Origin of the sequence: Saccharopolyspora shandongensis, assembly GCF_900106995.1 — a bacterium.
GTDB classification, from domain to species: domain Bacteria; phylum Actinomycetota; class Actinomycetes; order Mycobacteriales; family Pseudonocardiaceae; genus Saccharopolyspora; species Saccharopolyspora shandongensis.
The window spans coordinates 1-17,444 of sequence record NZ_FNOK01000082.1 but is presented as its reverse complement, the minus strand read 5'-3'; the positions used below and the strand labels follow the sequence as shown (position 1 = coordinate 17,444).

The following is a 17,444-nucleotide window of genomic DNA, read 5'->3' as shown; positions in this document are numbered from 1 at the left end:
GAGTCTCCGCCCCCGACACCGAGCACCGTTGAGCGTTCTGTCCCCTTTGCCCACTGCGGCTCCGGGTCCACCGTCCGGCGTACATTTGTTTGGTGCGCGCCGGGCTGCCCGCGCACGAACCGACAGAACGTTTCCGTCCCGGCCTGGCTGGGACCGCGGCACCGAGAAGGTTGATCGGGTGGTTGTCCCAACGGCTCGTCCGCAGCGCGCTGAGCGGCCGGGCCGCAGCAAGGCCGCAGGTCGATCGATCGGCGCGGTCTGGCTGCGCATGCTCGCGGTCGTCGCCGCCGGCTTCGCGCTCTACGCGGGCTCTCCCCCGCGCGAGCTGTGGTGGCTGGCGCCTATCGCGTTCGCGGTGTTCGCGGCGGTGCTCCGCGGCCGCAAGGCCCGCGCCGGATTCGGCTACGGCCTGCTGTTCGGCTTCGCGTTCCTGCTGCCGTTGCTGGGCTGGCTGCAGGACTTCCTGGGCGCCGACTTCGGCCCGTGGCCGTGGCTCGGCGTGGCGGCCGTGCAGGCGCTGTTCGTCGCGCTCGGCGGCGCCGGAATGGCGCGCGTCAGCCGCCTGCCGGGAGCGCCGGTGTGGATGGCCGCGGTGTTCGTCGCCGCCGAGGCGCTGCGCTCGGCCGTGCCCTTCGGTGGCTTCCCGTGGGGCAGGCTGGCGTTCACGCAGGACACCGGCCTGTTCCTGCCGCTGGCCGCGCTCGGCGGCACCGCCGTGGTGTCCTTCGCCGTCGCGGTGGTCGGCGGCGGCCTGGCCGAGCTCGCCCGCCGTGCGCGCACCCCGCGCCGCTGGGCCGCGCCGCTGGCCGCCGTGCTCGTGCCGGTCGTGGGCGGCCTGGCCATGCTGCCCTTCATCGGCACCGACCCCAACGCCGGAACGGCGCGGGTCGCGATCGTGCAGGGCAACGCGCCCAACCTCGGGCTGGGTCTGCTGTACGAGGACGGCGTCCTGCACGCCAACCACATCGCGGCCGCGCAGCAGCTCGCCGCCGACCAGGCGAAGGGGCCCCTCGACTTCGTCGTGCTGCCCGAGCAGGTCGGCAGCTGGGGACCGAGCCAGACCGACCCGGACCTCTCCGGCGTCGCCGCGCAGCTCGGCGTCCCGCTGGTGGTCGGCGGCCTCGGCAAGGATCCCGACGGCTCCCTGCGCAACCAGATCGTCCGGTGGGATCCGGCGACGGGCGCGGGCGACCGCTACGTCAAGCAGCACCTGGTGCCCTTCGCCGAGACGATCCCGATGCGGCCGGTGGCGCGGCTGGTGAGCCCGTTCGTGGACCGCTTCCGCTCGGACATGGTGCCCGACGACAAGCCGGGCGTGCTCGACGTCGGAGGCGTCCGGCTGGGCGTCGGGATCTGCTACGACGTCGCCTACGACGACGTGTTCACCGGCGCGACCCAGGAGGGCGCGACGCTGCTCGCGGTGCCGACCAACAACGCCTGGTACGGCCACTCCGAGATGAGCTACCAGCAGCTGGCGATGTCCCGGCTGCGCGCGGTCGAGCACGGGCGGGCCGTCCTGGTGGCGGCGACCAGCGGTGTCAGCGCCGTGGTTCAGCCGGACGGCACCGTGACCCAGCAGACCGAGCTGTTCACCGCGCAGAATCTCATCGCCGAGGTACCACTGCGCTCGACGCAAACGCTCGCCACCCGGCTGGGCAGCGCTCCGATGTGGACACTGGTCGTGCTGGGCGTCGGCGCGGTGGCGCTGTCCTGGTGGCGGCCCCGGCGGACCGCGGACGCCTGAACCCGACCGAACAACGAGTGCACAGCCGACCGAACGGGCCGGCCAGGAGGACATGGATGGCGAACCGGCAAGCCCCCGGAGCCGGTGACGAATCGGCTCTGGTGGTGATCCCCACCTACAACGAGCGGGACAACCTGGAGCCGATCGTGCGGCGGCTGTTCGCGGCGTTGCCCTCGGCGCACGTGCTGGTCGTCGACGACGGCAGCCCGGACGGCACCGGCGAGGTGGCCGACGGGCTCGCCGCCGGCGACGAGCGGGTGCACGTGCTGCACCGGAGCGAGAAGGCCGGGCTCGGCGCGGCGTACGTGGCGGGCTTCGAGTGGGCGCTGGCGCGGGACTACGGCGCGATCATCGAGATGGACGCCGACGGCTCCCACTCGCCCGAGGACCTGCCCCGGCTGATCGGCATGCTCGGGCCGGACGGCACCGGCGCGGACGTCGTGCTGGGCTCGCGCTACGTGCCGGGCGGGCGGACGGTGAACTGGCCGTGGTACCGGGCACTGCTGTCCCGCGGCGCCAACGTGTACTCCAAGCTGGCGCTCGGCGTGGCGATCAACGACATCACCTCCGGCTACCGCGTGTACCGCCGGGAGGTCCTGGAGACGCTGCAGCTGCACAACGTCGCCTCGCAGGGTTACTGCTTCCAGGTGGACCTGGCGTGGCGCGCGGTGGAGGCCGGGTTCGTGGTCGTGGAGGTGCCGATCACGTTCGTGGAACGCGAGCTGGGCAGCTCGAAGATGGACGCCGAAGTGGTGCGCGAAGCCCTCGTCAGGGTGACGAAGTGGGGCCTGCGCCGGCGCGGCAACCAGGCCGCGGGCGTCCTGCGCTCGCTCCGCCGCTGATCACCGCGGGATTCGGGCACGTCGAAGCGCCTGGGACGGTTGTCCCAGGCGCTTCGTGATCTTGGTCGCTCAGTGCCCGCGGCGTGTCCGCAGCAGGTCGAGGCGCTCGTTGAGCAGCTCCTCGAGCTCCGGGATGGTGCGCCGCTCCAGCAGCATGTCCCAGTGGGTGCGCGGCGGCTTGGCCTTCTTCTGCTCCGGCTCGCTGCCGTCGATGATCTTCGACTCGGTGCCGTGCAGACGACACTCCCAAGTCGGCGGCACCTCGGCGTCGTCGGAGAACGGCACCTCGAACTCGTGGCTCTTGGGGCAGGCGTAGCGCACCGTCCGGCGCGGTGCGAGGTCGTGGTTACGGTCGGTCTCGTAGCTCACCGCTCCGAGCCGGCTCCCACGCAGAACGCGGTCGGCCATGACGGTTCCTTTCACTTCGGCCCGGGACCTGGCCCGAGCGGTTGTGCTCACCGTGTGCAACGGCGGGGGACCCGCCGTATGTTCCCGGTGTAGTGCTTCTGGTTGCCGTCGGTGACGTTGTTCACCCATCAACGACGGCTTTCTCCCTAGAGATGCAATCGGTCGTCGTTCGTGACGCGTTATCCCACTCGCAATCTATAGGTGCGCTCGAACGGGTGATAGTGCCAGATGTTGAGTGACTATGGCCAAGCTGGATCTCGGGAAAGTGACCATAGTGGGACGGAGATCACGACACGGACGGCAGACAAGACGCGAAAATTGGTAACTGAATGTAGCGATACTTGGTTCCCTGTTGTCACAACGCTGCGTACCGGCATATTCCGATCAAGTGGAAAATCCCGGTCACGCCTGTCACCAGCATGGAGCAACGCAGCCGCCTTGGCGAGGCGGGCGCGCATCGTCACCCGTCGCGCACGCAGCGTGGTCGCCGATCGTGTCAAAGAACCTTCGGCGCCGGGTTGCCGACCGCCTCGATCGCCCGCCGCACCGGCACCAGCGCGACCAGCACCAACCCGACCGCGAAGAACACCACCAGCGAGACGATGGCCAGCCGGAACGACCCGGTCGCCTGCCCGACCCCGGCGAACACCAGCGGGCCCAGCCACGACGTGGAGCGCTCCCCCACCTCGTACAGCGAGAAGTACTCGGCCTCCCGGCCGGGCGGCACCATCTGGCTGAACAACGACCGGGACAGCGCGTTGGTGCCGCCGAGCACCAGCCCGATGCCCACCGCCAGGCCGTAGAACTGCATCTGCTGGCCTGCCTGCACGAAGTACGCGGCGACCAGCACCACCAGCCAGGTGGCGAGGCTGATCAGGATCGTCTTCTTCGCCCCGATGCGGCGCGCCACCACCCCGTGCAGCATCCCGCCGACGAAGGCGATGAACTGCACGATCAGCAGCGTGATGATCAGCGAATCCTGCGGGAGCTTGAGCTCCAGGTTGCCGTACTGCGCCGAGACCTGGGTGACCGTCGAGATGCCGTCGGTGTAGATCCAGTACGCCCCGAGGAACGCCAGCGTCAGCGGGAAGTGCTTCGCCTCCCGGAACGTGGTCATCAGCTGCTTGAAGCCCGCGGTGACCGCGGACGGGCCGCGCACGGCCCCCTCCGGGGCGCGCTGGCCGCGCAGCGCCGCCAGCGGCAGCAGCGTGAACACAGCCCACCAGACGCCCGAGGACAAGAAGATCAGCCGGACCGCGGTCTCCGTGCTCATGCCGACCGCGTCGTGGCCGAGGTAGATCACCAGGTGCATGGACAGCGCCGCACCGCTGCCCAGGTAGCCGACGGCCCAGCCGCGGGTGGAGACGTCGTCCCGCTCGTCGACGGAGGCGATCTCCGGCAGGAACGAGTAGTAGACGACCACCGAGGCGCCGAAGCAGATGTTGGCGATGATGAACAGCACCACGCCGAGCTGCCAGTCCTGCCCGCCCACCAGCGCCAGCAGCGCCGTCATCGCCGCGCCGCCGAACGCGAAGATCCCCAGCATCAGCCGCTTGCTCTGCGTCCGGTCCGCGATCGCACCGGTGATCGGCAGCACGAGCACCTGCACGACGGTGGCCACCGACAGCAGGTAGCCCCACAGCGAACCGGCCGGGAACACCAGCCCGAACGCCGAGATGTCGCACTGCACCAGCGCGTTGTTCTGCGGGCAGGCGTTCAGGCCGTTGCGCGCGACGTCCGCCTTCGCGGCCTCGGTCGCCACCGAGGTGAGGTAGAGCGAGAGGAAGACCGTGGTCACCGATGTCGGGAACACCGAGTTGGCCCAGTCGTACCAGCACCAACCCCGCTGTTCCCGGCGCCGCCTCCGCGCGGCGTCCGGCGCCAGGTCGCTGTCCATCACGCTCATCCGTTCGGTCCTCCGGCCAAGATCACTCGATTGGGGGTAACCGGACCTTACTGGCTCAACGAACACGGTGGAGGTCCGTGCGGAGACAATGCGTAGTTCTGCTCATCCGCCGAGCTCCGGCTGCGGCTCGCCGAACCGCTCCCGCAACACCTCCTGCAACACGTCCGGCCGGTCGGTGACCAGCCCGTCCACGCCGAGATCCAGCAGCTCCCGCATCTCCACGGCGTCGTCGACGGTCCACACGTGGACCTCCATGCCCCAGCGATGAGCCTGGCGCACGAAGCGGGAGTCGATCAAACGCAGCCGCCCGAACCCCGTCGGCACCTGCGTCGCGCCACCGACCACCGCCGGCCGCAACGGCCAGCCGCCCCACCGCGAGCTCAACCACAGCAACCCGGCCGAACGACGCCCGGTCGAGGTGAGCAGCCGCGGCCCGATGGCCCGCCGCATCGCGGCCAGCCGGTGCTCGGCGAACGACGCCAAGCACACCCGGTCCCAGGCGTTGTGCCTGCGCAGCGTCCGCAACACCGGCCCCACCGCCGAGTCTGCCTTGACGTCGATGTTGAAGAACATCTCCGGCAGCTCCTCCAGCGCGGCATCCAGGCGGCACACCGGTTCCCGGCCGCCGATGAGCGCCGAGCCGACGGCCGACCAGGGCAGCCGCTCGATGAGGCCGCGGCCGTCCGTGGTGCGGTCCAGCGTCGCGTCGTGGTTGACCACCACGACGCCGTCGGCGGTCGCGTGGACGTCGGTCTCGATGTAGCGGTAACCCTCGTCGGCGGCACGGCGGAAAGCGGCCAGCGAGTTCTCCAGATCGTGCAGCTCCCCGAGGTGCCACCCTCGGTGGGCGAACGCGCGGGGCCGGGGACCGGACAGGAAAGGATGCGTCACGCATGCAACTCTGCCCGATCGGCGTGCCTGCACCGCGCAGGCGGGGCCTTTGGCTAACGTGACCGATCGTGGAAACCTCCGACCTGCCGTCCCGCCGCCAACGCCGAGCAAGGCACTGCGCGTGGTGCGGACGGCGCGTCCCGGAGGCGGGCAGGCAAGGACGTCCCCGCCTGTACTGCGCGCAGTCCTGCCGCCAACGCGCCTACGAGCGCCGCACCGCGGTGCAACGCGGCGGCCTCCCGGAAGACGCGGTGGTGCTCTCCGCGGCCGAGCTCGCGGACCTGCAAGACCGGCTGTTCCAGCTGCGCTGCGCGGCCGAAGACGTGGTCACCGCCGTCGAGGACGCCGCCGACCACGCCGAACTGCGCAAGCTCGCGGCCCAGGTGGTGGCCGTGGCCGGGGAGCTCGAACGGCTGCGGTGAGACGAACGGAGCATTGTGCGGACCGGTCGGGGTGGCCAGGATGAGTTGGTCCCCAGCGGTGGCGAGGAATCGACGGTGCCCGCACGTCCCGTAGTCCGCGGCCTGCGCCGCGCCGACCTGATCAGCCAGGACCCGATAGCTTCGGCGGTCTTCTACCGGGCCCTGCTCGACTGGACCCCGGCGCCGACCGGCGCCGGCTTCGACTGCTGGGTGGGCAACCGGCGCTGCGCCGCGATGCGCTCCCCGCGCGGCCGCGAACTGCCCGGCTGGCGCCCGATGTTCGCCGGCACCACCCAGGACGGCTCGCTGACCGGCCCCGACGACTCGGTCGCGCTCATCGCCAAGGGCCGGGCCCAGCACGGGCCGTGGGCGCCGAGCCCACGGCCGGGCGAGCCCTGCTGGATCGAGCTGTGCACGGCGGTCCCAGACCGCGCCGACGCGTTCTGGGCGGACATCCTGAGCTGGTCGGTGCACGCGGACCAGTACCTCGCCGACGGCCGGCCGCTGGCGTCCCGCACGATGCGGCGACCAGTCGGCTGGGGCTGGCTGTGCTACTTCGCGGTGGAGGACGTCGAGGCGATCAGCGACCGGGTGGTGGAACTGGGCGGCGAAACCGTCGACCGCGCCGATCACCCGCTGCTGGGCGCGACGGCGGTGGTCTCCGACCCGGCCGGAGCAACCATCGGCCTGGCCGCGGCCGACAAGTGGGGCTAACCGCTGGAGAGCTCGCCGAGCACGTGCAACGTCCGGTTGGCGCGCACGGACAACCGCTGCTCACGCGCGGTCACGTCGATGTAGGTCTGGCTGGAGTTGATCGACGAGTGCCCGAGCAGCTTGGCGATCTCGGCAGCGCTCGCCCCGTCCTCGGCGAGCCGCGTCGCGAAGGTGTGCCGCAGCGCGTGCACCATCGCGCCGGGCTGCACCCGGTCCGAGACGCCCGCCGCCCGCAACGACTGCCGCACCAGGTACTGCAGGCCGCCCCGGCGCAGCGCCTCGCCGTGGTGATCGACGAACAGCGGCTCGCCGCCGGGCAGCCGGTCGCCGAACCGCGCCCGACGCGACGCCAGGAAGCTCTGGATCAGCGAGTCCAGGGTGTCCTCGATGGGGATGGACCGGTTCTTGCCGCCCTTGCCGTGCACGTGCAGCCGGCGGTCCCCCTGCCGACCGGCCAGCGAACCGACGGTCAGCTCCAGCAGCTCGGCCGAACGCACCCCGGTGCACAGCAACGTGGCGAGCACGGCGAGATCGCGCTCCGGCCACGGATTCCGCGCCCGCCGGGCCCCGGCGGCCACCGTGCGCAGCAGCCGCTCGGGCGTGTCCTCGCCCTGCAGCGGCTTCGGTGTGGAGGGGGCGTTGCGCGGCTTCGGCACCACCTGCATCGGATTGCCGGACACCGCGCCCTCGACCACCAGGAACCCGAAGAACCCGTTCCAGGTCGACCAGGCCCGGGTCACCGACGAGGCGGACCGGGACGCGGCGAACCGCGCGAACGCCGACCGCAGCACCGAGGCGGTGACCAGGTCCACGGCCAGCCGGTCGGCGCCGGTGCCGGTGAGCTCGACCAGCTCACCGGCCACCGACTCCAGGTCGCGACGGTAGGCGCGCAGCGAATTGGCCGCGAGCTTCCTGGCCTGCAGGTGCTCCAGGTAGATCTCGATCAACCGCGCCACGTCCACGCCGCACCTCCCCGGTGATCAACTCGGGTAGATGAAACCAGACGGCACCGACAATCAGCTGTTGCGGATGAACCGGTCCAGCACGCGGGTGCCGAACTTCAGCGCGTCCACCGGGACCCGCTCGTCGACGCCGTGGAACAGGGCGGCGAAGTCGAGGTCCGCGGGCAGCTTCAACGGCGCGAAGCCGAAGCAGTTCATGCCCAGCCGGCTGAACGACTTCGCATCGGTGCCGCCGGACATCATGTAGGGCAACGCCTTCGCCCCCGGATCCTCGGCGAGCAGCGACGCGGTCATCACGTCGACGATGCGGCCCTCGAACTTGGCCTCCACCGGAGGCAACCCGACCCACTCCCGCTCCACGTCGGGCCCGAGGAGCTCGGCCAGCTCGCGGTCGAAGGCCTCCTCGCGCCCGGGCAGGATCCGGCAGTCCACGGCGGCCTCGGCCACCGACGGGATCACGTTGTGCTTGTACCCGGCGGTGAGCATCGTCGGGTTGGCGGTGTCGCGCAGCGTGGCGCCGACGATCCGCGACAGGTTCCCGAGCTTGGCGACGGCGCCCTCGATGTCGTTCTCCGGGAAGTCCCAGCCGGTGATCTCGGTGACGCCGGCGAGGAACTCGCGAACCGAGTCGGTCAGCACCAGCGGGAACCGGTGGTTGCCGAGCTTCGCAACGGCCTCGGAGAGCTTGGTGACAGCGTTGTCGTCGTGCACCATCGAGCCGTGCCCGGCGCGGGCGCGCACCCGCAGCTTCAGCCAGCGGATGCCCTTCTCGGCGGACTGCACCAGGTAGGCGCGAACGCCGTCCTTGAGCGTGACCGAGAAGCCGCCGACCTCGCTGATCGCCTCGGTGCAGCCCTCGAAGAGCTCGGGCCGGTGGTCGACCAGCCACTGAGCCCCGTGGAAGCTACCGGCCTCCTCGTCGGCCAGGAACGCGAAGACGACGTCCCGCGGCGGGGTGATGCCATCGCGCTTGAGCCGCCGCGCGACGGCGAGGCTCATGGCCAGCATGTCCTTCATGTCGACGGCGCCACGCCCCCACACGTAGCCGTCCTGCACGGCGCCGGAGAACGGGTGGACGGACCACTCGGCGGGATCGGCGGGAACGACGTCCAGGTGCCCGTGCACCAGCAACCCGCCCCGAGTGGGGTCGGCGCCGGGCAGCCGGGCGATGACGTTGCCGCGCCCGGGGTGGTCCCCGGACTCGACGTAGGTGACGTCGTACCCGACCTCGCTGAGCTTGGCCGCCACGAACTCGGCGGCGGCACGCTCGCCGACGAGAGTCTCGGGGTCGCCCGTGTTGGTGGTGTCGATGCGGATCAGGTCGCTCGCCAGGCCGACGACCTCGTCCTCGGCCCGCAGCAACCCAGCGTCGTGATCAGTGCCGGAGATACCCTCGTTGTGTGCGCTCACCAGGCATTTCTATCACCCGAACACGGAAGAGGGGGGTGCCGTTGGAGCGTGTTTGACCATGGGCTAATCTATGTACACAACACAGCGGGGAGGCCCGAAAGGAAGAGGGGCCGAGCCGAAGATGTCCGAGTGGCGGAATGGCAGACGCGCTAGCTTGAGGTGCTAGTGCCCTACTAATGGGCGTGGGGGTTCAAGTCCCCCCTCGGACACAAAAATGTGGCATCCCTGCTACATCTCACGTGCCAGCATTTGAGGGCACTCCAACACGCTGTTTCAGCGTTCTCTTGGTCGCCCCACCGTGTTTGGTGGGGGCTGGTCGATGTGGCCGGCTCCGTGATCAGGCCGGTGATTCCCTCCGCAACACCCGTTCAGCAGGACAGCGCGTCGGTGGTCAGGCGTCCCCGAGCTCCCCATCGAGCACTTCCCCTCCCCACCGTCCCGACACCGCACAAGCGTGGCGTGATCTACGGGTTGGCTGCGGTCGATGACCGAGGCCGGGTCGCCGATCAGGCAGTGCTACGCGGCTTGGGCTGGGCACCCGGCACACGACTAGCGATACGCGAAACCCGCCGCCTCCTGATCGTCCAGACCGACCCTCATGGCGCGTTCACGATCACCAAACAGGGGCATCTGCGGCTTCCGGCCCCGGTCCGGCACTGATCCCTGTTGCCTGTTCGGGCAGCGGCGGTGCCCCACATACGTCACCTGTAGACCTTTTCGTGGTGGGGCGTTTTGGCGACAGTCGTCGAAGAGGTATGGAGGAGGCGGGATGCGAGATCAGGAGCCATGCCCTGGGCGCCCGGTCAACCGGTCTGCCCGACCCGCGCGGATGCCTGCGGAACCCGTTGCCCAGGGTGTGCCAGCAGGCGGGCGGCTGACCCCCGCCGGGGTGCTGGCCCTGCAGCGTCTGGTCGGCAACGCCGCGGTGGCGCAGATCCTCGGCCCCGAAGTGCAGCGCAGTGCGGTGCACCAGGCGCTGCGGTCACCGGGGCAGCCGTTGGACGCGGAGGCCGCTGCGAATATGGAGACCCGGTTGGGGGCGGACTTCTCCGACGTGCGGGTGCACACCGATGCCGTGGCACACGCGGCAGCCGAGTCGGTGCAGGCGCATGCGTTCACGTCCGGTTCGCACATCGTGTTCCAGCGCGGACGGTACGACACGTCTTCCCCGGCGGGCGAGCGGATGCTGGCGCACGAGCTGACCCATGTGATCCAGCAACGGTCGGGACCTGTCTCCGGGACGGAGACCGCCGAAGGGTTGAAAGTCAGCGATCCCGCAGATCGGTTCGAACGAGAAGCCGACGCGACCGCAGCCAGGGCAATGTCGAGCAATGCCACAACATCGCGCCCGGTTCCCCGAGACGGCACCCCCCAGGATGGCGGGTCGACTGTCCAGCGCATGGACCAGGTGCGCCAGAATCCGCAGGGACCATCGGTGGCGGTTGACTTCCCAAGGCCTGGCAAAAAGGACTGGTCACAACTGATTTTCCCCGGCAATACGACCGAGTGGACCAATTTCGTCGCCGCCGTCAAGCACGACCACCCGCACGTCGACAACGATCCGCAAGTAATCTTTGACAACAAGAAGCAGTCCGTGCTGGTCAACTACCATCCGAGAACTCTGAAAGATGTGTATCCGTCTCTCGCGACCCTTCTCGCGGCCCGTCTCGGGGACGCCTTTAAGCCCGTCGAGCGCCTCGAATCCCAGGGAAGGCAATCTGCAGAAACTGGCCAATACTGGTCCCAGCAGGACAGACGAGACGAAGCTCTTGAGCGGGAAGCTGTCACCGAAGCACAGGGATTTGCTGGTGCGGCAGCGAACCACCCCCTGGCCGGCCAAACCGGGCTGCTGCCGGCCGCAGCGCTGCAAGTGCTCCTGGGGAATCCTCATGCAGATGGCTTTGCCATCGGAGAATCCCATAGCGAGGAGCACGCCTGGAAATTCCTCGCGAACAATCTGAATGTAGCGAAGCGCGCCGGCCTGCGAACGATCTACCTGGAACAGATCCGCAGGGGCGATGCCCAACGCTGGGTCGAGGAGTACCTGGGAAGCGCGCAAAATGCGGCAATGCCACCGCAGCTCAACGGTTTCTGCAACCAGTACAAGTCACACTGGCATCACGATGGTCTGCGGCAACTTCTGGACGCTGTAAAAGCGGTCGGCGGGATCAACGTCCAGGGCGTTGATGCGATCCCGGCTCGTAAGCGGAAGGTACTGGGCTCAGATCAGGCGGTGGCGGAGGCTTGGGAAGCGCATACGCGTGCGGCGAGGATGAACACGTTCGCTGCCGACGTCGTACGACAGGAACAAGCGAAAGCGCCGGGCAAGTACGTGATTCTCATCGGCACCGCGCACGTCGGCCGCCATTCCTTCACCGGAGACCGAACCACGCTGACCCGCGAGCCCACCCACCTCGTGGGTACCGGGAACACGAACCCGGGTCTGCCCAACGTGGTCCCGGGAGTTGCCGACTACCTCGGAATTCCCGCCGTGAAAATCTCATCCCCCGCGGCGGCTTGGGACTGGATCGAATCCATCAACCGGTGAACCCATCGATGCGAACTCATATCCAAGCCGGCGACCAGCCCTCGCAGGACAGCGCCGCGAACACATGGAGCGTGGAGACCGGCTGGGCGTAGACCCACTGGTAGATCGCCTCATGAGACACCCTCCAAGCCTGCCGGTCGGGGTGATCCAGCCGCAACCGTCTCGCGATCGAGCCCGGCGACCAGCCCCGCTTGAGCAGCCGCACGACCTCGTCCCGGAGACCGGAATCGCGTTCCACCGCGAAGGGCTTCGGCCGTACCCGCGAGGCCCGCGCCGCCTGGTCGGCCACCACCGCCCGGTAGCCCTCGGCGGCCGCCGTGGCGGGCCACTTCCCGGGAAATCACCGACGCCGACCGTCCGATCAGGACCGCGATCTCCTTGTATAGCAACGACTTGGCTAACCCCTGTGGGGTTCCAGAAGTTGGTGCGCGTGTCCGACCTGCGCCTTTCGGCGTCCCGGCGGGCGGGGGCATGATCGCGAGCTGTGTCACCGCGTCTGGTTTATCTCATCTTCGTGCGGCTTGTGGGCTGGCTGGTGTTGCTCGGCCGCTCGTCGGCGTCCAAGGACGTCGAACTCCTGGTACTGCGTCACGAGGTGGCCGTGCTGCGCAGAACCAACCCGAAACCCCGGATGGGCTGGGCCGACCGGGCGGTCTTCGCCGCGCTGATCCGGTTGCTGCCGAAGCCGCTGCGGGCGCATCGGTTGGTCACCCCCGGCACGGTGCTGCGCTGGCATCGCCGCCTGGTCGCCAGGAAATGGACGTATCCGAACCGCATCGGGCGCCCACCCATCGACAACGCCGTTGCCGTGTTGATCGAGCGCATGGCCACGGAGAATCACACCTGGGGATACCAGAGGATCCAGGGTGAGCTGCTCAAGCTCGGTCATCGAGTGGGCGCTTCGACGATCCGCCGCGTTCTCAAGCGTTTGCGTATCCCGCCAGCACCGATCCGGTGCACCGACACGACCTGGCGGCAGTTCCTGCGCATGCAGGCCTCGACCATGCTGGCATGCGACTTCTTCCACGTGGACTGCGCGGCCACACTCAAACGGGTCTACGTGTTCTTCGTGCTGGAGGTCGGCAGCAGATACGTACACCTGCTGGGCGCGACCTCGAACCCGGACGGGGCGTGGACCACTCAGCAGGCACGCAACCTGCTGATGGACCTCGGCGATCGCGCCACCGAATTCCGGTTTCTCGTCCGGGATCGGGCAGGTCAGTTCACCGCATCGTTCGAAGCGGTCCTCGCGGATGTGGACATCCGCGTGGTGAAGACTCCTGCGCGCTGCCCGCAGGCGAACTGTTTCGCCGAACGGTTCGTACGCACTGTTAGAGCCGAACTCACCGACCGCCTATTGATCTTCGGTGAACGGCACCTGCGTGCGGTGCTTACGGACTACGTCCAGCACTACAACGGTCGCCGGCCACACCGTGCCCGTGAGCTTCGCCCACCACGACCGAGCCACCCCGTTGCAGACCTCGGCCATGAGCGGATCAAGCGTCGACCGGTCCTGGGCGGATTGATCAACGAATATGAGCGCATAGCGTAAAATTGCTGGTCAGCGCTGGTGGCCGACTTCTGGAACCCCGCACGATCCCGGTGAGCAGCGCGGCCGGTAGGAACACGCCGACGTAGTTCCGAGCGGCGGTGGTCGTCACCGCCAGGGTCAGTGCGCCGAGGGTGAACAGCACGGTGCCCGGCTCACGATCAACACCTGCCACCGCCGAGGCAGCCACCGCCGAGCTCCAACTTGCGTCATAAAAGGAACATTAGAGGCGCGGCTTTCTCACGCAACCATCAGATTGAGCCGGAAGGGAAGGACGTCACCGACTCCACGGCGCTCGCGGGTGGAGTCTCATAGGGTCTGCCACGGGTGCTGTCGACCGCGTAGCGCAAGGGCCGTCGTTTACTCCAACTCCATCGTGCGCTCGAGGTCCAGGGCCAGGCGTAGCGCCAGACTGGCGGGGTCGAGGTGGCGGCCGAGGATCGTCTCCGCGCGCTGAACGCGTTGGGTCACGGTGTTGGGATGGATGCCGAGGCGCTGACCGCACCGGGTCGGGCTCGCGTGTGCGTCCATGTAGTACCGCAGCGTCTTGATCAGACGTTCGCCGTCTTCGTGGCTGCGCAGTGCCCCGAGGTGGTCATCGACGAACCGCGCGGCCATCTCCTGGTCCTGCGTGGCGAGCACGGTGACCGCGACGTCGGGGAACCGGGTCGGTGCGGGAGTGTGGAGCGCTGTCAGGTCGACGCACGACAGGGCTTCCCGGTGGGTGTGGTGGAACCCGCGGATTCCGCGGCGCGGGGTTCCGAGAGTCAGCCGGATGGTCCTGGGCAGCGAAACCGCGGCCAGGTCGTCGAAGGTCGAGTTCTTGCACGGGGTGAACCAGCCGTGGATGACCGAGGAATCGGTCGTCACGGAGACGTGTTGCCGAGCGAACCCGAGGAGCTCCCGTCGTGCGAGTTCGGATACCTCCTCGTGTTTCATGGGGTCGACGCTCCAGGCCACGTACCCGATGTGCACCTCATCGATGTGATAACCGAAGAGCTCTCTCAGCTCGCGCACGCCCCCGTTGCCCGACAGCACGGCGCGGACGATCTCGTTGCGCCGCGAATTCGTGGCCCGCATGAGGCTGTCGCGAGCCCGGTTGTAGGTGGTTATCGTCTCGCCGGTCATGGACTGCATGTACTCGAACATGCGGATGGAACCTGACTCGAGCGCCTCGGCGCGACGCGCAACGGTCCACAACTGCTGTTTGCGAAGATGGCTGGTGAATTCGTTCCAAATGGCGGCGTGGCCCAGCTCGTAGGAACGAAGGACGGCCGACAGGGGAATGTTCGAGCGAGCCATCAGGTACGCGAAATCCTGCGCCGGTTTCGGAAGACGCGGGTCCGGGTTCGAACCCATGAGGGTGGCGCGCATGCCCGGCAGGTGCGAGACGATGGACGCGCGCAACGCCTCCAGCGTGTCCGGATCGGCCGCTCCGAGCTCGGGAATCTCGGCGTGGAGCTGATCGGCGAGCCCGGAGAATTTCAGGCGTCCGTGCTGGTCGAGCCAGCTCACGAACGGCTCCAACGGTGGCGGGTTGCCGCCCACCTTCGCATCCAGCATTTCGACACTATGGAGGACACCGGGAGAGCCGTCCACCCCAGGGTCTCGGCAAAGTCGTGATGTGCTGGTTTGACCTGCGGTGACGGCGTGTCGTTGGGGCGGGCACGGTAACGACGCGGTGATGATCGAAGTCGCCAAACACCGATCGTCCGGAAGTCGTCGCCGTGCCCGCGTTGTCATCATCTCCTGTCCTGGATTGCCCGGTCGAGTCGGGCCCTGCCCGGCCCGCACCCGTCGTGGACGTCGGCTGGCCGGTCCCCCAGGGATTGCTGGAGGTGCTGACGGGCGTGGCCGATCCCCGCAAGCGCCGGGGCGTGCGGCACCGTCTGGCGGTGGTGCTGGCCATCGCACTGGCGGCCACACTGGCCGGGGCATGCTCGTTCACGGCGGTCGCCGAGTGGGCCACCGACGCACCGGCGGGTGTGCTGACCCGGCTGGGCGTCCTTCGCCGGGCGCCGTCGGAGTCAACGATCCGCCGTGTGCTGCAACGACTTCCCGGTGATGCGTTCGACGAGATGCTCAGCGCGTGGATGTGGCTGCGCACCAGCACGATCAGCGGACGGCGGGTCATCGCTTTTGACGGCAAGACCGTCAAAAGAGCCAAGGACACCGCCGGCAAGCTGGTGCACCTGCTGTCCGGGTTGTGCCAGCGCACCGGGGCCGTTCTCACCCAGGTCGCCGTCGGCGCCAAGACCAACGAAATCCCCGTGCTCGCCACGCTTCTGGGCGGACTCGACATCACGACGCGGTCATCACTGCCGACGCCATGCACTGCCAGCGTGATACCGCCCAGATCATCCGTGATCGTGGCGGCCACTACATCCTCACGGTCAAAGGCAACCAGCCCACCCTGCGGAAACAAGTGAAATCCCTGCCCTGGATAGACATTCCCTCCCTGTCCGTCACCCGCGAACGCAGCCACGGCCGCCATGACACCCGCACCCTGAAAGCGACCGAACTCACCACCGGTATCGGATTCCCCGGCGCTGCCCAGGCCCTGCGGCTCACCCGCACCCGCACCGACCGCAAGACCGGCACACGCACCCGCGAAACCGTCTACGCCGTCACCAGCCTCACCACCACCGACGCCGGGCCCGAACAAATCGCCCAATGGCTGCGAGGACACTGGTCAATCGAAAACCGCCTGCACTGGGTCCGCGACGTGACCTACGACGAAGACCGCAGCCAGATCCACACAGGCCACGCACCCCAAGTCATGGCCAGCCTCCGCAACACCGCCATCAGCCTGCTCCGACTCGCCGGCCACACCAACATCTCCGCCGCCTGCCGACATCACGCCCGCGACTCCAACCGCCCCGTCGAACTACTCCTCACCAGCTGAAACCAGACTTTGCCGGGCCCCTGCGTCCACCCCGGTCGTTCCGTATGTGATCCCGCCACACAACGGTGTATCAGCAATGGGCATTGGCATTGCTTGAGTCTGTCGCAACGATGGCACGAGTTTCGCTCAAACCCAAAGGAGAGTCCGATGTCGAAATCTTCTGGCGGTCTGCTTTCAGGCCTCGAAGTCGCGGTCACCGTGGACGACCAATTCCAGTGGACCGGGATCCCGTTTCCCGAAGGGCATGGTCCGCACACCGTGTCGAAGAAGATGATGAAGGCATTTGAAGCCTATGGGGTTCCCGGCGTTTACGCCTTCAACAGCACTGCGCCGACGGAGGAAGATCCGCGCATGCTCGACATCCTCGATGACTGGTGCGCCGCCGGGCACTACGTCGGCAACCACACGCACCAGCACATCAGCCTCAACTGGCTGGACGTCGACACCTACCTCCGCGACATCGAGACCAGCGAGCGGCTGTTGAGCAGATGGATAGAGGCATCGCCGTCGCGCTACTTCCGCTACGCCTTCGCCATGGAGGGCGACAGCGCGACCAAAACGAGCCAGGTCCAGACTCACCTGAGCCAAAACGGGTTCCTGTCCTCCCCGGTCACGCTCTGGTTCTACGACGCCCAGTTCATGGTCGCCTATGACCGCGCCCTGCGGCTCACGGACCGGGCGGCGCAGCGCTGGATCGAGGACACCTTGGTCGACACCGCGATCGAGCAGATAGAAAACCAAGCAGCCGCGGCTACTGCCGCGCTCGGCCGGTCACCGGCGCACATCATGCTGATCCACGGCACGACGGTCGCCGGTGCGACCATCGAGCGGATCCTCGATCGGCTCACCGAGGAAGGCGTCGTGTTCGTCACCTCGGAACGGGCGATGGCCGACCCTGCCAACGTGATCGGTTCGCCGGTGACCACCCGCCAGTTCCGCAACTCGACGCAGAAGTGGGCCGAGCACGCGGGCGTGTCCATCCCGGATGTTCCGCCGGCGGTGCTCGCCGAGGTGGAGAAGGCGGCTCCCATCGAGGGCATGAGTTACGACGAGGTTCTTGGCCGGGCGATCCAGGAGTGGACGCGCCGGGTGCCCTTCACTCCGGTTCCGGCCGACTTCCACTGAGAAGGGACCTGGCATGAG

General features: G+C 68.3%; 14 protein-coding genes, 1 tRNA gene and 2 pseudogenes. 9 read left to right on the top strand and 8 right to left on the bottom strand.

Annotated elements, in window-relative coordinates:
• The first annotated feature begins 178 nt into the window (after window positions 1-178).
• A complete protein-coding gene (lnt, locus tag BLW84_RS42780) occupies window positions 179-1,744 on the top strand; it encodes an apolipoprotein N-acyltransferase (protein ID WP_245761784.1) in 1,566 nt (521 codons plus the stop codon).
• A gap of 56 nt (window positions 1,745-1,800) precedes the next feature.
• Window positions 1,801-2,586 (top strand): polyprenol monophosphomannose synthase, encoded by a 786-nt coding sequence (locus BLW84_RS42775; protein WP_093277990.1) that lies wholly within the window; start codon window positions 1,801-1,803, stop codon window positions 2,584-2,586.
• 69 nt (window positions 2,587-2,655) lie between these two features.
• Here BLW84_RS42775 and BLW84_RS42770 read toward each other — a convergent pair whose 3' ends face one another.
• From BLW84_RS42770 to BLW84_RS42760, 3 genes are all read right to left on the bottom strand, one after another.
• Window positions 2,656-2,994: an RNA polymerase-binding protein RbpA gene (locus BLW84_RS42770; RefSeq protein ID WP_093277988.1), complete on the bottom strand. Its 339-nt coding sequence runs from the start codon at window positions 2,992-2,994 to the stop codon at window positions 2,656-2,658.
• A gap of 496 nt (window positions 2,995-3,490) precedes the next feature.
• Window positions 3,491-4,900 (bottom strand): MFS transporter, encoded by a 1,410-nt coding sequence (locus BLW84_RS42765; RefSeq protein ID WP_093277986.1) that lies wholly within the window; start codon window positions 4,898-4,900, stop codon window positions 3,491-3,493.
• 102 nt (window positions 4,901-5,002) lie between these two features.
• Window positions 5,003-5,791 (bottom strand): glycerophosphodiester phosphodiesterase family protein, encoded by a 789-nt coding sequence (locus tag BLW84_RS42760; RefSeq protein WP_093277984.1) that lies wholly within the window; start codon window positions 5,789-5,791, stop codon window positions 5,003-5,005.
• Between the two features lie 68 nt (window positions 5,792-5,859).
• Here BLW84_RS42760 and BLW84_RS42755 point away from each other — a divergent pair, with 68 nt between their 5' ends.
• Together BLW84_RS42755 and BLW84_RS42750 are read left to right on the top strand one after the other, a co-directional pair.
• A complete protein-coding gene (locus tag BLW84_RS42755) occupies window positions 5,860-6,213 on the top strand; it encodes a hypothetical protein (RefSeq protein ID WP_245761783.1) in 354 nt (117 codons plus the stop codon).
• 75 nt (window positions 6,214-6,288) lie between these two features.
• Window positions 6,289-6,927 (top strand): VOC family protein, encoded by a 639-nt coding sequence (locus BLW84_RS42750; protein ID WP_093278013.1) that lies wholly within the window; start codon window positions 6,289-6,291, stop codon window positions 6,925-6,927.
• Here the strand turns inward: BLW84_RS42750 and BLW84_RS42745 are convergent.
• A complete protein-coding gene (locus BLW84_RS42745; RefSeq protein ID WP_425441830.1) occupies window positions 6,924-7,883 on the bottom strand; it encodes a tyrosine-type recombinase/integrase in 960 nt (319 codons plus the stop codon). The genes BLW84_RS42750 and BLW84_RS42745 overlap by 4 nt on opposite strands.
• A gap of 60 nt (window positions 7,884-7,943) precedes the next feature.
• Window positions 7,944-9,299 (bottom strand): M20/M25/M40 family metallo-hydrolase, encoded by a 1,356-nt coding sequence (locus BLW84_RS42740; protein WP_093277980.1) that lies wholly within the window; start codon window positions 9,297-9,299, stop codon window positions 7,944-7,946.
• A 123-nt stretch (window positions 9,300-9,422) separates the two neighbouring features.
• Here BLW84_RS42740 and BLW84_RS42735 point away from each other — a divergent pair.
• Together BLW84_RS42735 and BLW84_RS42730 are read left to right on the top strand one after the other, a co-directional pair.
• Window positions 9,423-9,508, top strand: a tRNA-Leu gene (locus tag BLW84_RS42735).
• A gap of 680 nt (window positions 9,509-10,188) precedes the next feature.
• Window positions 10,189-11,847 carry an eCIS core domain-containing protein gene (locus tag BLW84_RS42730; protein WP_245761782.1) on the top strand — a complete coding sequence of 553 codons (1,659 nt, stop codon included), beginning with the start codon at window positions 10,189-10,191 and terminating at the stop codon, window positions 11,845-11,847.
• A 67-nt stretch (window positions 11,848-11,914) separates the two neighbouring features.
• Here BLW84_RS42730 and BLW84_RS42725 read toward each other — a convergent pair.
• Window positions 11,915-12,236: pseudogene (locus BLW84_RS42725) on the bottom strand (transposase); the annotation flags it as partial.
• A 95-nt stretch (window positions 12,237-12,331) separates the two neighbouring features.
• Here BLW84_RS42725 and BLW84_RS49685 point away from each other — a divergent pair.
• A complete protein-coding gene (locus BLW84_RS49685; protein ID WP_093277976.1) occupies window positions 12,332-13,399 on the top strand; it encodes an integrase core domain-containing protein in 1,068 nt (355 codons plus the stop codon).
• On the opposite strand, the gene BLW84_RS46970 is transcribed toward BLW84_RS49685, so the two are convergent.
• Together BLW84_RS46970 and BLW84_RS42715 are read right to left on the bottom strand one after the other, a co-directional pair.
• Entirely contained in the window at window positions 13,374-13,586 is a 213-nt protein-coding gene (locus tag BLW84_RS46970; RefSeq protein ID WP_143061319.1) for a hypothetical protein, read from the bottom strand. The genes BLW84_RS49685 and BLW84_RS46970 overlap by 26 nt on opposite strands.
• Window positions 13,587-13,756: 170 nt before the next feature.
• On the bottom strand, window positions 13,757-14,959 hold the full coding sequence (locus BLW84_RS42715; protein ID WP_177227006.1) for a PucR family transcriptional regulator: 1,203 nt from the start codon (window positions 14,957-14,959) through the stop codon (window positions 13,757-13,759).
• 164 nt (window positions 14,960-15,123) lie between these two features.
• On the opposite strand from BLW84_RS42715, the pseudogene BLW84_RS49680 reads away from it, so the two are divergent.
• Both BLW84_RS49680 and BLW84_RS42705 read left to right on the top strand, forming a co-directional pair.
• Window positions 15,124-16,301 (top strand): annotated as a pseudogene (locus BLW84_RS49680) (ISAs1 family transposase).
• 93 nt (window positions 16,302-16,394) lie between these two features.
• A complete protein-coding gene (locus BLW84_RS42705) occupies window positions 16,395-17,426 on the top strand; it encodes a polysaccharide deacetylase family protein (protein ID WP_143061318.1) in 1,032 nt (343 codons plus the stop codon).
• Window positions 17,427-17,444 lie beyond the last annotated feature (18 nt).

Coding starts and splice junctions, on each gene's coding strand:
- BLW84_RS42770 (WP_093277988.1), bottom strand. CDS start 2,994: ATGGCCGACCGCGTTCTGCGTGGGAGCCGGCTCGGAGCGGTGAGCTAC.
- BLW84_RS42775 (WP_093277990.1), top strand. CDS start 1,801: ATGGCGAACCGGCAAGCCCCCGGAGCCGGTGACGAATCGGCTCTGGTG.
- BLW84_RS42765 (WP_093277986.1), bottom strand. CDS start 4,900: ATGAGCGTGATGGACAGCGACCTGGCGCCGGACGCCGCGCGGAGGCGG.
- BLW84_RS42715 (WP_177227006.1), bottom strand. CDS start 14,959: ATGCTGGATGCGAAGGTGGGCGGCAACCCGCCACCGTTGGAGCCGTTC.